A 14,594-nucleotide genomic window follows, 5' to 3' on the forward strand; every position below is an offset into this window, starting at 1 on the left:
TTGGTTGAATCGGGTGCTGAATCTGGCTTGGTTTGATCGCCTGGGATTGCCGCGTCTCTCCTGACCTCAATCTCTCGAACCGCCCGGTGCGGACCCGCATGCCGGGTGGTGTGGCAGGGGAACGGCAAGGCCGTCCCCTATGCCGATCTAGATCCCCGGTCTTCCACACCCGTGCACAGCTGCCACCCCATCATGTGGAAGTGATGCTGGCAGTTCCTTTGGTTAATTCTAGGAACGAAAACGATGAAAAAGATAACGCCTGACCCTCCGGAAACCGCAATGGCTTCCGATTCTCTCGATCTTCCTCAACTATCCGCTGACTCTCAGCGGGTGGTCAGCAAACGCCTGCGAAACCCGAATCACGCTGATCCCGTGTGCCATGTGTTCACCATTCTTCCCAACGTCGACACTGAAACGCTCCTGTGCCATGCCTGCGAAACCCTCGCCTCGTTGAACGTCTTGACCACTGACCTGGCTTGCAAGCTCGAAGGTTCAACCCGCAGTTTGGCGCTGTCGATTCAGCAACTGGCGGTGGTGGGGGAGTTGTTGGTGAATCGAGCCTTGGACAATGTCGATCCGCAAGGCAATGGGAGTGAGATATTGCCAGGTGCACACGGTTCTTGAACCAATGCTGTCGCCCCACAAAATTTCATGATCCCCGGCGCAGACGAGGCGTAGGATAACTGCCAAAGGTCATGCCCCCCGCGCCTCAACCCACAGGAATAAAAAAATGATCGCAAACCTCGTCAAAGTTTCGCTGATTGCCGGTGCTTTGTTGCTGAGTGCCTGTTCCGGTGTGAGCTCCCATAGCGATTATTCGACCGACTCGGTGCAGCCGGCCGGCTTTGGCCCGGGGCCGACCCACAGCAATGCCGCCAAGATGAATTTCCATGGCAGCGCGCTCGGCAATAGCTTCGGCGAATACAGTTCAGGATTGCTGCACGACGATTGATACGCGGTCCGCAATGAAAAAAGGGCGCTTCCACGGGAGCGCCCTTTTTTTGTGCGGGTGTCCCGTTACTTCGCTTCAGGCACCACCAGCCACTGCCGCCGAATCTTCTGGTAGTTGCCCGTCGCCTTGGCCAGATGCAGCCATTGATCGACGTACAGCTTCCAGGTGATGTCGTCGCGGGGCAGCAGGTAGGCTTTTTCGCCGTATTGCAGGTAGTGCGTGGGGTTGACGGCGCACAGGCCCGGTTTGAGTTTCTGCTGATACAACGCCTCCGATGCGTCGGTGATCATCACGTCGGCCTTTTTATCCAGCAGTTCCTGAAAAATGCTGATGTTGTCGTGCAGCTGCAATTGCGCCTGGGGCAGGTAGGCGTGAACGAACGCTTCGTTGGTGCCGCCGGCAGGTTCGACCAGGCGAACCGAGGGCTGGTTGATCTGTTCGACGGTCTGGTACAGCGCCTGGTCTTCGCAGCGCACCAGCGGGATTTTGCCGTCGACTTCCAGGGTGGTGCTGAAGAAGGCTTTTTTCTGCCGTTCCAGGGTGACCGAGATGCCGCCCATGGCGATGTCGCACTTGCCGGCGAGCATGTCGGGCATCAGGGTTTTCCAGGTGGTGGGCACCCACTCGACCTTGACGCCCAGGCTGTCGGCCAGGGTGCGGGCCATGGCGATGTCGATGCCGGAATATTCGCCGTCCCCGGCTTTGAGGGTGTAGGGCTTGTAGTCGCCGGTGGTGCAGGCGCGCAGTTGTCCCTGTTGCATGACGCTGTCCAGATGCGAAGGTTCTGCCTGAGCGCCAAGGGCGAGTGCGAGCAAGCCGCCGAGCATCATTGCTCTGTTGATTTTCTTCATTGTTATCGGGCTTTTGTGCTGGAGTGGTTTTGAAGGGGAGTGTAGTGAAACTTTCACCGGTGTGAAAAATCGACCACTACTTCAAACGTTCAGCCGCCTTGCGATAAACCTGCTCACGTTCCCGTTTATCCACGGCTACCACAAACACAGTAATTTCCTGGTCAATCACTTGATAGACCAAGCGGTAACCGCTGCTACGTAGTTTGACCTTGTAGCAGTCGGGAAAACCATGCAGGCGGTTAGCTTCAATGCGTGGATTGTTCAGGATCTCCACCAGTTACTTTTTGAGCTGCTGTCGGACTGTGTCGCCAAGTTTTTGCCACTCCTTCAATGCACGGGCATCAAACTCAAGGCTATAGGTCATCTATAGAAACCTTTACTCGTTGAGGAGATGCAAGCCGTTCCCGCACGGTAGCCAATAAAGCCTCATCGTCTTCAGTCATCAAGACAGGCTTGAAAGGCAACTGACCACGCTCCGCCACATATTGCAGGGCCTGGCGAATCAGTTCGGAAGGCGTGACGCCGAGCTTTTCCAGTTCGAGAAAGGCGCGAGCCTTGAGGTCGTCATCGATACGGATGTTGATAGATGCCATGGGATAGATTCTCATGTAATGACATTTGTCATTACATTGAATCAAGAGTTCCTCATTGGCAAGTCCGCCGAGACGTACGGCTAATTTAGAGAAAATTCGTACTCGGGAGGATGAAAATGCCAACCAGCAAAGATCCCAACGCCTGGGCCTTTGCCCAGGCCTGGGTGGCCCAAATTTAAATCAGTACTTAAGTGTCAGAGATTTCCCCCTGAACATTGCTCATTTCCACTTCCGGACTCAACGTCCCCAGCCACGCCACCAAGCCCACAATCAATACCGCCGCGATCATTTCCAGCACCACACTGCGTCGAAGTGCATGGGCTGCCACGCGATATTGGCCCTCTCGCAACGACCGCTCCAGCAAGGGCCCAAGATGAAAGCGGTTCAACGCCGCCAACACCAGCATCCCGGCAAACAGCAACACTTTGATCGTCAGCAAAATTCCGTAGTGGCTGAGTAAAACCTCATCGAGCTTCGGCCCGACGATGAACAGGTAGTTCACCACGCCCGTCAGGGTGATGATCACGACGATCAGCGCGCCGGCAAGTTCGAATCGCTTGATCGCGCGAGCCAGCAACCGTATGTGAGCTTCGGTTTGCAGGGCCCGGGTTTGCGCCATCAGGGCAAACGCAAGCAACGCACCGAGCCAGGCGCCCGCTATTTGCAGGTGCAGGATGTCCGCGGTGAAGTGCCAGTAGCGGCGACTGTCTTCGTCCATGGCGCCGTGCCCGCTCCAGGCCAGGCTGGCGAGGGCGATGCCGCCGGCCGTGGCGGCGATCACCAGGCTGATGCCGGGGGCGCGTGAGTGGAACGTCAATGCCAGCCCCACGACCGCCAATGCAATCATCCGCACGGCCCAGGCCAACCCGACGTCGGTTTCGAACAGCATCATCTCGATGTGAGGGCGCAACTCGGCAACGTCTGATTCGCCGCTCATGGTGCTGGCCATCAGCACCATGCCGGCGCTCGACAACAATGCCCCGAGTCCGGCAAAACCCGCCAACAATCCGCAAAAGGGCAGCACGGTCCCCGAACGTCGTTCCCGTCCTTTAAGGCTATACAGCCCAAACAGCGCCACGCCAAACAACAGCATCAAATCCACATACAACACAAACCGCAGCACGACGTTGGCCGAGTCGCTCATCGATCATTTCACTTTGAAGGTGACGTTGCCGGTGATCGGGTGGGTGTCCGACGACACCGCGCGCCATTCGACCTTGTAGGTGCCGGCAGTCAAGGGGGTTGTCGGGGTGATTAACATGGTCTTCGGATCACTGCCGCCGCTGACTTTGGCCTTGACCGGCATCGGGGCGTGGGCCATGCCGGACATTTCGGTCATCAGCAGTTTGGCGCCAGAAAACTGGGTGACGAGGTTTTCGGAAAAGTGCAGCTCGATCTTGTCGGGCGGCGTACCTTCTGCGCCTTCCGCTGGGGTGGAGGCGAGCAGTTTGGGGTGCGCTTGAGCGAGGGTGCTCATGAGCAGGCCGCTGAGCAACGTGATAACGACGGCGGTGGGTTTGATGAGGCGCATGCAAGGTCCTTTACCGCTTGAAGCGGTTGTTGGTTTGAGGTGAGTCTGTTCAGAACCACAGCCGAACACCGAGCACCAGGCGTGTTTCGCTGCGGTCCTCGCCTTCGTCACTGGCGAAGTCGGTGGTGTTGCCGTAGGTGCGGTTCCAGGTCACGCCGACGTAGGGCGCGAATTCCCGACGGATTTCGTAGCGCAGGCGCAGGCCGGCTTCGGTGTTGGACAGCCCCGCGCCGATGCCCCGTTGCGGGTCGTTTTTGCCATAGGCGTTGAGTTCGACGGTTGGCTGCAGGATCAGCCGATTGGTCAGCAGGATGTCGTAGTCGCCTTCCAGCCGCACGGCGCTCTGGCCGCCTTCGCCGATGAAAGCCGTGGCTTCGGCCTCGAAGTTGTACAGCGCCATGCCTTGCACGCCGAACGCGGCCCAGGTTTGCGGGGCGCCGGGCTTGAAGTCCTGGCGCACGCCGCTGACGACGTCCCACCACGGGGAAATGGCGTGGCCCCACAGGGCCTGGATTTCCGCATCCTCGGTCACGCCGTTGCTGCGTTCGCCTTCGGAGCGCAGCCACAGGCGATCGATGTCACCGCCGACCCAGCCGGACAAATCCCAGGCCAGGGTGCTGCCGTCATCGGCGTCCTGCCATTCCAGTTTGTCGGCGAGGAAGAATGAATTGAGCGTGCTGTCATGTACGTGGTGACCGGCGGGATCGGCATACACGGCAGCGCGATCGGCATCGGTCAGCACCGGGATCGGTGTGCGACTTTCGCTGGGGGCGGCGGGCTGCATCTGGCCCTCGTCCATGCTTTGCATCTGACTGTGGTCCATCTGGCTGTGATCCATGCCTTGCATGTCATCGCTGGCGGCCATCGCCGTCGAGGTCGCGAGTGCGAAAAAAACCGGGGTGAATCGAATCATGGGGTGCGCCTCATTCTTCCACGCGAACTTCACGGAACATGCCCATTTCCATGTGGTACAGGAGATGGCAGTGATAGGCCCAGCGGCCGAGCGCATCGGCGGTGACCCGATAGCTGCGCCGGGAGCCCGGTGGCATGTCGATGGTGTGTTTGCGCACCATGAACTGGCCGTTCTCGTCTTCGAGGTCGCTCCACAAACCATGCAGGTGGATGGGGTGCATCATCATCGTGTCGTTGACCAGCACGATCCGCAGCCGCTCGCCGTACTTGAGGCGCAGAGGTTCTGCATCAGAGAACTTCACGCCGTTGAACGACCAGGCGAATTTTTCCATGTGCCCGGTCAGGTGCAGTTCCAGGGTGCGGCCGGGCTCGCGGCCGTCCGGGTCTTCGAAGGTGCTGCGCAAGTCGGAATAGGTGAGCACACGGCGACCGTTGTTGCGCAGGCCCATGCCGGGATCGTCGAGTTTCGGTGAGGTGGACATGGCTTGCATGTCCACCAGCGGGTTGTCGGTTTCCGAGGCCGGGTGGGACTGCATGCCGGGCATGTCGCCCATGGCCATGTTGCCGTGATCCATGCCCGCCATGCTGCCGTGGTCCATGCCGGCCATACCCATGCCGGCCATGCCCATGTCATCCATGGTCACCAGCGGGCGCGGGTCCAGTGGCGGCAGCGGCGCAATCAGTCCCGCTTTTACCGCCAGGGTGCCGCGTGCGAATCCGGTGCGATCCATCGCCTGGGCGAACAGGGTGTAGGCCGCTTCGATCGGTTCGACGATGACGTCGAAGGTTTCCGCCACGGCAATGCGAAACTCGTCGACGCTCACCGGTTTGACGTGCAGGCCATCGGCGGCGACCACGGTCATTTTCAGGCCGGGGATGCGCACGTCGAAGTAGGTCATGGACGAGCCGTTGATGAAGCGCAGCCGCAGCTTTTCCCCCGGGCGGAATACCCCGGTCCAGTTCATGTCCGGCGCCTGGCCGTTCAGCAGGTAGGTGTAAGTGGCGCCGCCGACGTCCGCCAGGTCGGTGGGGTTCATCTTCATCTCGGCCCACATCTTGCGGTCGGCGACGGTCGGCCCCCAGCCTTTTTCGCTGACGTCGTGGATGAAGTCGCCCACGGTGCGTTTGTTGAAGTTGTAGTAATCGGACTGCTTTTTCAGGGTCTTCATCAGGCCGACCGGGTCTTCGTCGGTCCAGTCGCTGAGCATCACCACGTAGTCGCGGTCGTACTGGAACGGCTCCGGGTCTTTGGCGTCGATCACCAGCGGGCCGTAGACGCCGGATTGCTCCTGAAAGCCCGAATGGCTGTGATACCAGTAGGTGCCGTTCTGTCGCACGGTGAACTGGTAGACGTACATGCCGCCCGGCTCGATGCCCTTGAAACTCAGCCCCGGCACGCCGTCCATGTTGGTCGGCAGCAAGATGCCGTGCCAGTGAATGGAGGTGCTGTCCTTGAGTTTGTTGCGCACCCGCAGCGTCACCGTATCGCCTTCACGCCAGCGCAGCAGCGGGCCGGGGATGCCGCCGTTGATGGTCATCGCGGTGCGTGGGCTGCCGCTGAAGTTGGCCGGGGATTCGCCGATGTACAGGTCGAAATCGTGACCGGCCAACACCTGCGGTTCGCCGGGACTGCTGATCGCCCAGACCGGCGTGCGCCATAACCCGAGGCCGCCGAAGAGCCCGCCGATGGCCAGGCCTTTGACGAAGGTGCGTCTTGAAGTGTGGGAGTGCATGCCGTTTGTTCCGCCCGTCAGCCTGTTGAACTTGTCGACGAGGCTAACGGGCGGTGCCTTTCAGCAGGCTGAGGCGGGGATTACAGTTTTGACAGGTTGGGGCGTTGCTTACTGGCGCGAAGTGGTCTTTTCCCTCGAGGCCACGGTATCGCTGCCGCAGTTGATGTAGGAAGACGACTTCAACCAGCGCTGGTCCGGGTAGTAGGAAAACAGCAACTGCCCGTCCTTCATCGAATCGATCAGTCGATGGGCAATCGCCGGTCTGACGGCCGGGCAACCCAGGCTGCGGCCGATCCGGCCATTCGCGCGGGCCAGCACCGGGCTGACATAGGGCGCGCCGTGAATGACGATGGCCCGGTCAAAGGCGTTATCGTTGAAGCCGGGCTCCAGGCCTTCCATGCGCAGCGAGTAACCGTTCTGGCCGAGGTAGCTCTCTTGTGTGCGGAACAGGCCGAGGCTGGTGGCGTGGCTTTCATTCTGGTTGGAGAACAGCGTGGCCATGTTTTCACCGCTGTTGCGGCCATGGGCGACCAGTTCGTGAAACAGCAACTTGCGCCGTTTAAGGTCGAAGACCCACAGGCGTTGTTCGGTCGAAGGCAGGGAATAATCGATCACCGCCAGTCTTTGGGCGGGGGCGACACCTTGGGCGCGGCTGCATTGGGTTGCGCGAACCGCCAGGGCAATCACTTTGGCGTCGGCGCCTGGAGCTGCTTTGACCAGCGCGTTTTCAAGCGAATCGGCGTAGGCTGACGTTACTGAAAGGCACGTCAGTAAAATGGCAAACAAAGGGCCAAAGCGGTTGAGCGCCATAGTCGGGTCTCATCATGATAATTTCGAGTCTAGCTGGCAGCGAGTAGAAAGCTAGCCGTTTGAAACGGGTGATTAAGGATTATCCATGGTGCAATTAACAAGGTCATTCGTCATAAGCCGCATATTTTTTATGGGCTTTCTGATCAGCGGTGCGGCGTTTGGGCAAACTTCGCCGATTGAGCCGGTATCTGCAGCAAGCAGCACAATCGATGCCGCAGCGCCCGACGATGCGGTCGGCCAGGCGATTCAGGCAACACTGGAACCGCTGCGTTCGGCCTTTCCGCCGTTGCTCACTTCCCGGCGCTATCAGCGCGTGGATGTCAGCCGGGTGGTGCTGGATTTCTATATGCATCGCAACTATCGCGCCGCGTGGACAGATGAACGTGACGTGGCCCAGTTACTCAAGAGCCTTGAAGACACCCGGATCGACGGCCTGAATCCGGCGGATTTCCGCATCTCCGAACTGGCTCAGGCCCATGAATCGCTGGTAGTGGCCATGCCTTCCACGGCGCAACGGGCGATGTTCGACATGGCGGCGACCCGCACGTTCATCACCGCGCTGCTGCAACTGCGGCGGGGCAAGGTCGATCCGTCGCGGCTGGACATTCACTGGAATTTCGAGCCTTCCGGCGGTGATGCCCGCGAAGACATGAACAACCTGTTCGCCGCCCTCGATGCCCATGACGTGGCGCGTGCCTTTGCCGAGGCGCCTCCTCAGGAAGAGATTTACCGCAACTTGCGTGAGGGCCTGGCCCGGTTGCGCCAGGTTCGTGATGCGGGCGGCTGGCCGAAAGTCACCGAAGGGCAATCGCTCAAGCCCGGCATGGACGGGGCGGCTGTCGCACAATTGCGTGCGCGTCTGGTGGCGGGCGGATACCTGGACCCGCAGCTGTCGAAAAAGGCCGGTTACGACGATAAGGTCATTGCCGCGGTGAAGAAGTATCAGACCGAGCAATACCTGGGTGCCGATGGCGTGGCGGGGGCGGCGACGCTGGCGGCACTGAACGTGCCGGTCGAGGCGCGGATCGATCAGGTGCGGGTCAACATGGAGCGCGCCCGGTGGCTGTTGTACAAGCTTCAGGGCACGTTCGTGATCGTCGATATCGCCGGATACAAGGTGGCGATGTACCGCGACGGTCTGCCGATCTGGCGTTCGCGGGTGCAAGTCGGTAAACCGGTGCGCAGCACGCCGGTGTTCCAGGCCGAAATCACCTACATCACGTTCAACCCGACCTGGACCGTGCCGCCGACCATTCTCAAGCAGGACGTGATTCCAAAAGTCCAGAACGATCCGGGCTATCTGGAGGCCAACCGGATTCGCGTGCTTGATCGCGAAGGCAATGTGCTCGATCCGTCGAGCGTTGACTGGAGCAACCCGCGAGGCATCCACCTGCGTCAGGATGCCGGGCCCGACAGTTCGCTGGGGCAGGTGGCGATCCGCTTCCCCAACGACTATTCGATTTACCTGCATGACACGCCGCACCGCGAACTGTTTGCCAAAACGGTTCGGGCCACCAGTTCAGGCTGCATCCGCGTGGAAAACCCATTGCAACTGGTCGAGTTGTTGTTCAACGACCCGGTGCGCTGGAACAGCGCCGGCATTCAGAAGCAGTTGGCCAATGGCAGGACCGAGAACATCCAGCTACCGGTGAAAGTGCCGGTGCTGTTGGCTTACTGGACCGTGGACCTGAGCAAGGACGGGCGGGTGACGTTCAAGCCTGACATCTATGATTACGATGCCAGGGTGCTGCAGGGCTTGAGTCAGCCTGTGAAGTTGCCCGCTCTGGACTTGCGTCGAGCAGAGGTACCGCTGGTGGTGAAGGGACAGAACCAACAGTAATGAATAGACGCGGACACTGTAGGAGCGAGCTTGCTCGCGATGGACGTTAACGATAACGCGTGTTGTCTGGATGAACGCGTCGCCCTCAGGTCCATCGCGAGCAAGCTCGCTCCTACAAGGAAGGGCGGTATTCAGCTCCCCCCTAAAGCGCCAGCCCTTGTTGCACGACTAAAAGCAGATCGCTTTCCGTCAGCGCCACCGCATCCAGCTGCGCTGTGGCCTGCTCGATCGTTTGTAGCCACCAGTGTGTTTCACCGTGTTCGTCCACGGTACGCAACAGGGCGAATTCGTTGCCTTGGGAGTGAATCTCGACCCGCCCATCGCCATCTGCAGTGAAGCGTGCAACCGGGTCAAAGGTGAGGCTGTGCTCGTTGCCGGCAATCACCAACTGGTCGATGGCGTAGTTGTAAGCGTCGCCATTGGGGTGACTCTCGAACACGTGGGTGGGGTTGCGCCGCAGGACCAGGCCCGCTTCGGTCAGGGGCAGCAGCCAGGTTTCTATCCGTTGATACAGTTCGTAGACCTGGCTCGGCCAGGCATCGATCGCCTGATCCGCGCTGGTCAGCCGTGTCTGTTTCAATTTTGCCGCGAGCTCGTCTGCCTTGCTCATGTCGATTCCCTGTGTGGAGTTCAGACTAATCGTAGCTCGTTGATGCGGGGGGCGCGCTTGCCTTGGGTCATGTTTGCGGCACATGCAGGGTGCAGGCGCTGTGCTTGGGCAGCACCCCCGGGCAGGTGTGATACCGCTGGGCAAGTGGCCACCCATTTATCATGGATAACCCCGTAAACTACGGCCCATAAAGATTGAGGGCTTTGGGTCGGTGCCCATGCCTTGCCCCCGACAGGATGAACTTTTGCCCACTCGCTTTAACGACCCGGACCACGCCCCTGGCGTCGCATTGAAACGCATACCGCTGCGCAAGGCCGCGGTGTTGTTCATTGCCACGGTGTGTCTGTGCCTGTGCGGTTTGCTCTACCTGCAACTGGAACAGTCCCGTCGCCATGATCTGAGCCTGGCGCAAGTGGCGTCTTCGAACCTGACGCGGGCCATGGCGCAGCAAGCCGAAGACACCTTCATGAAGGCCGACCTGGTGCTGACCAGTCTGGTGGACTGGATTCAGGTCGACGGTTTCGGCCCGGACCAACAACCACGCTTGCAGCAGACCTTCGCCCGGCGGGTGCTGGCGCTGGATCAGTTGCACGGCATCCTGCTGTTCGACCAGAAGGGCCAGTGGGTGGTGACCTCGTTTGAGAACCTGCCCCGGGGTGCCGGGGTCGCGGATCGCGAGTACTTCAAGTATCACCAGCAGAACGTATCGTCGGTGGCGCACATCGGCCCGGCCATCCGCAGCCGGGAAAACGGCGAGTGGATCATTCCGGTTTCCAAACGGGTCAACGACAGGAACGGGCATTTCCAGGGCGTGTTGCTGGCCGGCATCAAGATGTCGTACTTCGACCAGTTCTTCAAAAGTTTCAGCCTCGACGACAACGGCTCGATGTTTCTCGGCCTGACCGATGGCACGCTGTTGGCGCGTCGACCTTTTGTAGAGGCGCAGATCGGCGTGTCGCTGGCCCAGGGCGAGATTTTCCAGAAGTTCCTGCCACTGGCCACCTCCGGCAATGCGATGTTCACGTCCATCATCGATGGTGTGACACGCCTGTACGGTTACCGCCAGCTGGAGGCGTATCCGCTGGTAGTAGCCGCTGCGTCGTCCACGGAGACCATTCTCGCGGGCTGGTACGACACGGCGTTTCGCTCCAGTCTTATCGTTGCCCTGGTGTTGCTGGTCGTGGGTTTGTTCGGGTGGGTGTTCCTGTATCAGGTGCGTGTTGGCGAGCGGGTCGAGTCGGATTTGCGCAGGGCCCAGCAAGCGCTGGAGCTGATCGCCACCCACGACAGCCTGACCGGGCTGGCCAACCGCCGATTGTTCGAGCGGGCGCTGGGCATCGAGTTCGGGCGCGGCGCCCGGCAGGCCAGCCCCTTGAGCCTGATCATGCTCGATATCGATTACTTCAAGCGCTACAACGATACCTACGGCCATGTGGTGGGGGATCACTGCCTGGCCGAAGTGGCACGCGCGTTGAAGAGTTGTTGCCACCGCAAGGCCGATCTGGCGGTGCGTTACGGCGGTGAAGAGTTTGCGGTGTTGCTGCCGGACACCGACATCCACGGTGCCATGACGATTGCCGAGCAGATCCGCCGCAGCGTCATTGACAAGAGCATCAGTCACACCGGCTCGCCCAATGGCTACGTAACGGTCAGTCTGGGTTGCTATTCGTTCGTGCCGTCGGGGCGTGACAGCATGGACGTGTTTGTCGAGCGGGCGGATGCGGCGTTGTATCAGGCCAAGCATTCGGGGCGAAACCGCGTGGCCACGTTGTCGATGGCCGGTGGTGTCGAGGCGTTGATGCGTTCCGATCGTTGAAGTGCTTTTCCTGCCGGTGGTCCGCCTCCCGGGCCTGGCTGAATTGATCGTCTAGAGTTCCGTTAGCGCTGCCGAACCCGGCAGGCTCCCCCTCGCACGGACGATCGCCAACATGTTGATACCCCAAGCGTTGACAGCCGTTGCTCTGACCGTCGCAGCCGCTGCCATCTTCCCGCTGGCCAGCCACGCGCAATCGAAAATCACTGCCGCAGAAGCTCACGCGATCGGCGTGGATGCCTACATCTATTTTTACCCGCTGCTGAGCATGGACATTACCCGCAAGCAGTTCACCAACATCGAACCGGGCAAGGAATTCGGCAAAGGCCCGATGAACATGTTTGTGAGTGTGCCGCAGTATCCGCCGGCCGAGTTCAAAGGGGTGGTGCGGGCTAATTTCGACACCTTGTATTCGATTGCCTGGCTGGACTTGACCAAGGAACCGCTGGTGATCGCCGCGCCGGATACCGACGGGCGCTTCTACCTGTTACCGATGCTGGATATGTGGACTGATGTGTTCGCTTCGCCGGGCTGGCGCACCACGGGCACCGAGGCCGGGCAATTTTTGGTGACGCCACCGGGGTGGACCGGCACGGTGCCCGCCGGGATGAGTCACCTGCCGGCACCCACGCCCTTTGTCTGGATCATCGGCCGAACCAAGACCGACGGTGCGGCGGATTACGCGGCGGTGCACAAGATCCAGGCCGGCTACACGGTGACGCCGTTGTCCCGCTTGGGCAAGGAGCCTGAAGCCGTCACCGTGAAGGTCGACCCGGCGGTGGACATGAAAACGCCGCCGAAGATTCAGGTCGATTCCATGTCGGCTGCCAATTACTTCACTTACGCGGCTGACCTGCTGAAGGTGAACCCGCCGCACAGCACCGACCAGCCAATGCTGGCGCAGATCAAGCGTATCGGCATCGAAGCCGGCAAGCCGTTCGACATGGACGCGCTGGACCCGCAGATCCGGGCCGCGCTGCAAACGGTGCCGCAGGATGCGCAGGCCTTGATGACCTGGAAAGTGCCGACCCTGGCGCGGGAGGTCAATGGCTGGTCGATGAACACCGACACCATGGGCGTCTACGGCAACTACTACCTTAAGCGCGCCATCGTTACGCAGATGGGGCTCGGTGCCAACCTGCCCGAGGATGCGATTTATCCGTTGAACATCGGCGACAGTGACGGCAAGCCGCTCGAGGGTGCAAACAAGTACGTGCTGCATTTCAACAAGGGCGAGGCGCCGCCGGTGAACGCCTTCTGGTCGATCACCCTGTATGACCCGGAAGGTTTCCAGGTCGGCAACTCGCTCAATCGTTTTGCGGTCAGTAGCTGGATGCCGTTCAAGGCCAACGCCGATGGCTCGCTGGACCTCTATTTCCAGAACGAAAGCCCCGGCAAGGATCTGGAGGCCAACTGGCTGCCGGCGCCCAAAGGCCCGTTCAACCTGACGATGCGTTTGTACGGCCCGAAAGCCGAGGCGCTGAATGGCCAATGGAACCCGCCGGCGGTCAAGCCGATGTAAGCCCCTGGCGACAAAAAACAGCCAATGACTGCACGTCATCGGCTGCTTTTGCCTGTCCAGCTGCCCGTCCCGCCGCCAGCACCGCCGGTTCCACCTCCGGGGGCGCCGGTTCCACCACCCGCGCCGCTACCCGGACCATTGACGCCGGTGCTGCCGATTGACGAGCCGGGGCCATGACTGCGGCTGTAGTCACCCGAGGGTGCGCTGGGTCGGTTGTTGTCTGGCCGCATGGTTGGGTTGCGGGTGGCGCCCGATGTCGTACCGGGCGTGCCATTGCCATTGCCGGACGCCGCCAACGTGGCCAGGGGCGTGGCCAGGGGCGTTGCCGACAACAATCCCGCCAAGAGCAGCGAAGTCATTCTGATGTTCATCATGGTCGTCTCCAGGGATGAGTCGTTACCTGATGCTGGTGTGTAGGGCTGCGCAAGCGCAGTAGAGTTTTTTCATTTCCGGTGATTGGCTAAATCAATTGTCGGCGGCAGTGCTTGATCCCGTATACATAGCGGCCACTGGCGGAGTAATCCGCCGCTTGCGTGCAAAAGGATTGAGCGATGAGCGAGCCATGCCTGACTGACCGTGCTTTGTATCTGCGACGCCTGGGCTTCGACGCACCTCCGGCACCGACCCTGGAAACCTTGCGCCAACTGCAACTGCGCCATACCGGCGTTTTCCCGTTTGAAAACCTCACCACATTATCCGGCGATCCGGTGCTGATCGACTTGCCGTCCATCGAGCAGAAGGTCTTGCATGACGGTCGTGGCGGTTACTGCTACGAACTCAACAACCTGTTCCTGGCCTTGCTTCAAGCGCTGGGTTTCGACGCCCGTGCCATCAGCGGCCGGGTGGTGATGGGCCAGCCGGAGGGCGCCTGGACTGCCCGGACCCATCGCTTGAGCCTGGTCATCATCGATGACGTGCGCTACATCACCGACGTCGGCTTCGGCGGCATGGTACCGACCGCGCCCCTGTTGCTCGATTCCCGCGCCGAACAACTCACCCCTCACGAGCCGTATCGCATCGACCTGCACGTCGACGGCTTTACCCTGCGCGCCAACGTTGCGGGGGAATGGCGAGCGATGTACATCTTCGACCTGCAACGCCAGGAGGATATCGATTTTGCCGTGGGCAACTGGTACGTCTCGACCCACCCCGAGTCGGCTTTCGCCGAGCAATTGATGGTGGCGCGCACCGGGGAGGGGTGGCGGCGTACGCTCAACAACGGCAACTTCGCGATCCACCGGATTGGCCACGACAGCGAGCGGCGGCAGGTGACGGATGTGCAGGAATTGATCGGCCTGCTGGGCAGCGAGTTCGGCATTCGCGTACCGGAACAGGCGCAATTGGTGCGGACACTGGAACGATTGATCGCAGCGCCGCAATAGCGGGCTGATCGTAGACATCACCAAGGGCTGATCCGATTGATCGGC

The 14,594-nt window shown here is 60.5% G+C and carries 15 protein-coding genes and 1 pseudogene; 6 read left to right on the forward strand and 10 right to left on the reverse strand.

Annotation, left to right across the window (positions count from 1 at the left end; all coding sequences use genetic code 11):
- Nucleotides 1–243: 243 nt before the first annotated feature.
- Both AC1DKH_RS17570 and AC1DKH_RS17575 read left to right on the forward strand, forming a co-directional pair.
- Nucleotides 244–624, forward strand: coding sequence for a DUF6124 family protein (locus tag AC1DKH_RS17570; RefSeq protein ID WP_477798760.1), 381 nt, complete (start codon nt 244–246; stop codon nt 622–624).
- Between the two features lie 106 nt (nt 625–730).
- A complete protein-coding gene (locus AC1DKH_RS17575) occupies nt 731–952 on the forward strand; it encodes a hypothetical protein (protein ID WP_477798761.1) in 222 nt (73 codons plus the stop codon).
- Nucleotides 953–1,017: 65 nt separating this feature from the next.
- On the opposite strand, the gene AC1DKH_RS17580 is transcribed toward AC1DKH_RS17575, so the two are convergent.
- The 8 genes and pseudogenes from AC1DKH_RS17580 to AC1DKH_RS17615 form a co-directional block, all read right to left on the reverse strand.
- A complete protein-coding gene (locus AC1DKH_RS17580; protein WP_477798762.1) occupies nt 1,018–1,803 on the reverse strand; it encodes a transporter substrate-binding domain-containing protein in 786 nt (261 codons plus the stop codon).
- 76 nt (nt 1,804–1,879) lie between these two features.
- A pseudogene (locus tag AC1DKH_RS17585) lies at nt 1,880–2,167 on the reverse strand (type II toxin-antitoxin system RelE family toxin).
- On the reverse strand, nt 2,157–2,396 hold the full coding sequence (locus AC1DKH_RS17590; RefSeq protein WP_477798763.1) for a type II toxin-antitoxin system RelB/DinJ family antitoxin: 240 nt from the start codon (nt 2,394–2,396) through the stop codon (nt 2,157–2,159). The pseudogene AC1DKH_RS17585 and the gene AC1DKH_RS17590 overlap by 11 nt, the downstream one beginning before the upstream one ends.
- A gap of 187 nt (nt 2,397–2,583) precedes the next feature.
- Nucleotides 2,584–3,540 (reverse strand): copper homeostasis membrane protein CopD, encoded by a 957-nt coding sequence (copD, locus tag AC1DKH_RS17595; RefSeq protein WP_477798764.1) that lies wholly within the window; start codon nt 3,538–3,540, stop codon nt 2,584–2,586.
- A 3-nt stretch (nt 3,541–3,543) separates the two neighbouring features.
- The gene (copC, locus tag AC1DKH_RS17600) at nt 3,544–3,927 is read right to left on the reverse strand and encodes a copper homeostasis periplasmic binding protein CopC (protein WP_477798765.1); all 384 of its coding nucleotides are present in this window, start codon (nt 3,925–3,927) and stop codon (nt 3,544–3,546) included.
- 49 nt (nt 3,928–3,976) lie between these two features.
- Nucleotides 3,977–4,840, reverse strand: coding sequence for a copper resistance protein B (locus tag AC1DKH_RS17605; RefSeq protein WP_477798766.1), 864 nt, complete (start codon nt 4,838–4,840; stop codon nt 3,977–3,979).
- A gap of 10 nt (nt 4,841–4,850) precedes the next feature.
- Nucleotides 4,851–6,572 carry a copper resistance system multicopper oxidase gene (locus AC1DKH_RS17610; protein WP_477798767.1) on the reverse strand — a complete coding sequence of 574 codons (1,722 nt, stop codon included), beginning with the start codon at nt 6,570–6,572 and terminating at the stop codon, nt 4,851–4,853.
- A 108-nt stretch (nt 6,573–6,680) separates the two neighbouring features.
- Complete coding sequence (locus AC1DKH_RS17615; protein WP_477754074.1) at nt 6,681–7,382, reverse strand: murein L,D-transpeptidase catalytic domain family protein; 702 nt, start codon at nt 7,380–7,382, stop codon at nt 6,681–6,683.
- Nucleotides 7,383–7,467: 85 nt separating this feature from the next.
- Between AC1DKH_RS17615 and AC1DKH_RS17620 the strand changes: the two genes are divergently transcribed.
- A complete protein-coding gene (locus AC1DKH_RS17620) occupies nt 7,468–9,222 on the forward strand; it encodes a L,D-transpeptidase family protein (RefSeq protein WP_477798768.1) in 1,755 nt (584 codons plus the stop codon).
- A 142-nt stretch (nt 9,223–9,364) separates the two neighbouring features.
- Here AC1DKH_RS17620 and AC1DKH_RS17625 read toward each other — a convergent pair whose 3' ends face one another.
- Nucleotides 9,365–9,832: a hypothetical protein gene (locus tag AC1DKH_RS17625; protein WP_477798769.1), complete on the reverse strand. Its 468-nt coding sequence runs from the start codon at nt 9,830–9,832 to the stop codon at nt 9,365–9,367.
- 217 nt (nt 9,833–10,049) lie between these two features.
- On the opposite strand from AC1DKH_RS17625, the gene AC1DKH_RS17630 reads away from it, so the two are divergent.
- Complete coding sequence (locus tag AC1DKH_RS17630; protein ID WP_477798770.1) at nt 10,050–11,648, forward strand: sensor domain-containing diguanylate cyclase; 1,599 nt, start codon at nt 10,050–10,052, stop codon at nt 11,646–11,648.
- Nucleotides 11,649–11,760: 112 nt separating this feature from the next.
- Complete coding sequence (locus AC1DKH_RS17635; RefSeq protein WP_477798771.1) at nt 11,761–13,167, forward strand: DUF1254 domain-containing protein; 1,407 nt, start codon at nt 11,761–11,763, stop codon at nt 13,165–13,167.
- Nucleotides 13,168–13,202: 35 nt separating this feature from the next.
- On the opposite strand, the gene AC1DKH_RS17640 is transcribed toward AC1DKH_RS17635, so the two are convergent.
- Nucleotides 13,203–13,541: a hypothetical protein gene (locus tag AC1DKH_RS17640; protein WP_477798772.1), complete on the reverse strand. Its 339-nt coding sequence runs from the start codon at nt 13,539–13,541 to the stop codon at nt 13,203–13,205.
- Nucleotides 13,542–13,718: 177 nt separating this feature from the next.
- Here AC1DKH_RS17640 and AC1DKH_RS17645 point away from each other — a divergent pair, with 177 nt between their 5' ends.
- A complete protein-coding gene (locus AC1DKH_RS17645) occupies nt 13,719–14,549 on the forward strand; it encodes an arylamine N-acetyltransferase family protein (RefSeq protein ID WP_477798773.1) in 831 nt (276 codons plus the stop codon).
- Nucleotides 14,550–14,594 lie beyond the last annotated feature (45 nt).

It is taken from the genome of Pseudomonas sp. 05L36 (assembly GCF_056398125.1).

Bases quoted from the DNA above. Each gene is read 5' to 3' on its own strand.
- AC1DKH_RS17570 (WP_477798760.1), top strand. From the start codon at position 244: ATGAAAAAGATAACGCCTGACCCTCCGGAAACCGCAATGGCTTCCGAT.
- AC1DKH_RS17575 (WP_477798761.1), top strand. From the start codon at position 731: ATGATCGCAAACCTCGTCAAAGTTTCGCTGATTGCCGGTGCTTTGTTG.
- AC1DKH_RS17580 (WP_477798762.1), bottom strand. From the start codon at position 1,803: ATGAAGAAAATCAACAGAGCAATGATGCTCGGCGGCTTGCTCGCACTC.
- AC1DKH_RS17590 (WP_477798763.1), bottom strand. From the start codon at position 2,396: ATGGCATCTATCAACATCCGTATCGATGACGACCTCAAGGCTCGCGCC.
- copD (WP_477798764.1), bottom strand. From the start codon at position 3,540: ATGAGCGACTCGGCCAACGTCGTGCTGCGGTTTGTGTTGTATGTGGAT.
- copC (WP_477798765.1), bottom strand. From the start codon at position 3,927: ATGCGCCTCATCAAACCCACCGCCGTCGTTATCACGTTGCTCAGCGGC.
- AC1DKH_RS17605 (WP_477798766.1), bottom strand. From the start codon at position 4,840: ATGATTCGATTCACCCCGGTTTTTTTCGCACTCGCGACCTCGACGGCG.
- AC1DKH_RS17610 (WP_477798767.1), bottom strand. From the start codon at position 6,572: ATGCACTCCCACACTTCAAGACGCACCTTCGTCAAAGGCCTGGCCATC.
- AC1DKH_RS17615 (WP_477754074.1), bottom strand. From the start codon at position 7,382: ATGGCGCTCAACCGCTTTGGCCCTTTGTTTGCCATTTTACTGACGTGC.
- AC1DKH_RS17620 (WP_477798768.1), top strand. From the start codon at position 7,468: ATGGTGCAATTAACAAGGTCATTCGTCATAAGCCGCATATTTTTTATG.
- AC1DKH_RS17625 (WP_477798769.1), bottom strand. From the start codon at position 9,832: ATGAGCAAGGCAGACGAGCTCGCGGCAAAATTGAAACAGACACGGCTG.
- AC1DKH_RS17630 (WP_477798770.1), top strand. From the start codon at position 10,050: ATGCCTTGCCCCCGACAGGATGAACTTTTGCCCACTCGCTTTAACGAC.
- AC1DKH_RS17635 (WP_477798771.1), top strand. From the start codon at position 11,761: ATGTTGATACCCCAAGCGTTGACAGCCGTTGCTCTGACCGTCGCAGCC.
- AC1DKH_RS17640 (WP_477798772.1), bottom strand. From the start codon at position 13,541: ATGATGAACATCAGAATGACTTCGCTGCTCTTGGCGGGATTGTTGTCG.
- AC1DKH_RS17645 (WP_477798773.1), top strand. From the start codon at position 13,719: ATGAGCGAGCCATGCCTGACTGACCGTGCTTTGTATCTGCGACGCCTG.